Source organism: Glycocaulis sp., assembly GCF_052168375.1.
GTDB lineage: Bacteria > Pseudomonadota > Alphaproteobacteria > Caulobacterales > Maricaulaceae > Glycocaulis.
Map to the genome: position 1 here is coordinate 1 of NZ_JBQLZR010000260.1, position 1,651 is coordinate 1,651.

Sequence of the window (1,651 nt, forward strand, 5' to 3'; positions counted from 1 at the left end):
CCTGCGGGGCAAGGCGGTCTTCGTCTTCCTCCTCCTCATTCCGATGATGATCCCGCCACATGTCACGGCAATTGCCTGGACGCAGGCGCTCGGGCCTTCATCGCCCCTCCTCGGGGCGCTCGGCCTCGCACCGCCGCCCGGAACACCGCACCCACTGTACGGGCGGGGCGGGGTGATCGCGCTCCTCTCCGTCCAGCACATGCCGCTCGTGTTCCTCGTGGTATTGGCCGCAGTCCGGATGCTGCCACGCGACATGGCCGAGGCAGCCCGCGTCGCGGGCGCGAGACCGGTCCGGCTGCTTCTCCGGATCATCCTGCCCCTTCTCGGACCGAGCCTCCTGGCCGCCGGTGCACTTGCTTTCGTCTCGGCGCTCGGCAATTTCGGCATACCGGCGCTTCTCGGCATCCCGGGCCGGTACACGACGCTCCCCGTTCTCATCTGGCAGCGTCTGTCGAGCTTCGGGCCCTCGATGCTGGCCGACGTCGCGGTGCTCTCGGCCCTGATGGCGATGCTCGCCATCGCGGTCGTCGCGGTGCAGATGACCCTCGCGGCACGGAGTCGCGCGCCGCTCGTCGGTCAGGTGCAGGCGCCGCTGCACGTCGATCTCGGCCGCGCGCGCTGGACCGCAGAGGCCGTCCTCGTTTTCGTCGTGGCGGCCACACTTGCCCTCCCGATGGCCGCGCTCTTCGGGACGGCGCTGGTCGTCACCTATGGCGTGCCGCTGAGCTTCGAGACGATGACCTTCGCGAACTTCGAGCAGGTGCTGATCCGCCAGTCGGTCACGCTTCGCGCCTTCGCGAACTCCTCGCTTGCGGCGGGGGCGGCAGCGCTGGCGCTGGCGGGCCTCGCCGCATTCGCCGCGCGCCTCCTGGCGGGGCCCAAAGGGCCGCGCCGCACGCTCGGGGCCGGGATCGCGGGCCTCGCGGAGACGACCTACGCCATCCCCGGCATCGTCATCTCCATCGCCTTCATCCTGACCTTCCTGAAGCCACTGCCGCTGGTCGGGGTCTCGCTCTACAACACGCTCTGGATCATCGTCCTCGCCTATCTCGCGGCCTTCTTCGCGGTGGCGCTGAAGCCGGTATCCGCCGCCTGCCTGCAACTCGACCCAGCACTCGACGAGGCCGCGCGTATCGCCGGTGCGGGGTGGCTGCAACGGATGCGCCGGATCTTCCTGCCGCTCGTGGCGCCGGCAGCGGCCTCCGGCGCAATCCTCGTCTTCCTGACCGCTTACAACGAGGTTACGGTCTCCGCGCTTCTCTGGTCGACCGGCACCGAGACCATCGGAACCGTCATCTACAACTACGAGAACGGCGGCTACACGACGCTGGCCGCGGCCATCTCTGCCGTAACGGTGGTGGCGACCGTGCTCCTCATGGCGCTCCTCGACCGGCTCGGACGGCGGCTGCCACCTGGCGTGGTTCCCTGGCGGCTCTGATGCCTCAGCCGGGCAGGAGCCAGCCGCCGTTGAGCCCGAACGTCAGGACATCTCCCGGGTCGGCCCGCTGCGGCAGGTGAAGGACGAAGGACGCGGGAAGCCCCGCGACCTCGACCTGCGCCTCCCAGTGGCCACCGCGGTAGGTCGCAGCGGCCACCCTTCCGGAAAACCCGCCTGCGGGGTTCACCGCCACGTCGGACGGCCGGAACAGCG

Annotated in this window: 2 protein-coding genes; one reads left to right on the forward strand and one right to left on the reverse strand. The window is 70.0% G+C overall.

All coding sequences use genetic code 11. From position 1 onward, the window contains the following. The coding region (locus ACTS2Z_RS10605) for an ABC transporter permease (RefSeq protein WP_442573179.1) at positions 1-1,438 on the forward strand (1,438 nt) is incomplete at its 5' end. A gap of 4 nt (positions 1,439-1,442) precedes the next feature. Here the strand turns inward: ACTS2Z_RS10605 and ACTS2Z_RS10610 are convergent. After that, a partial coding sequence (locus tag ACTS2Z_RS10610; RefSeq protein ID WP_442573180.1) for a TOBE domain-containing protein occupies positions 1,443-1,651 on the reverse strand: 209 nt, incomplete at its 5' end.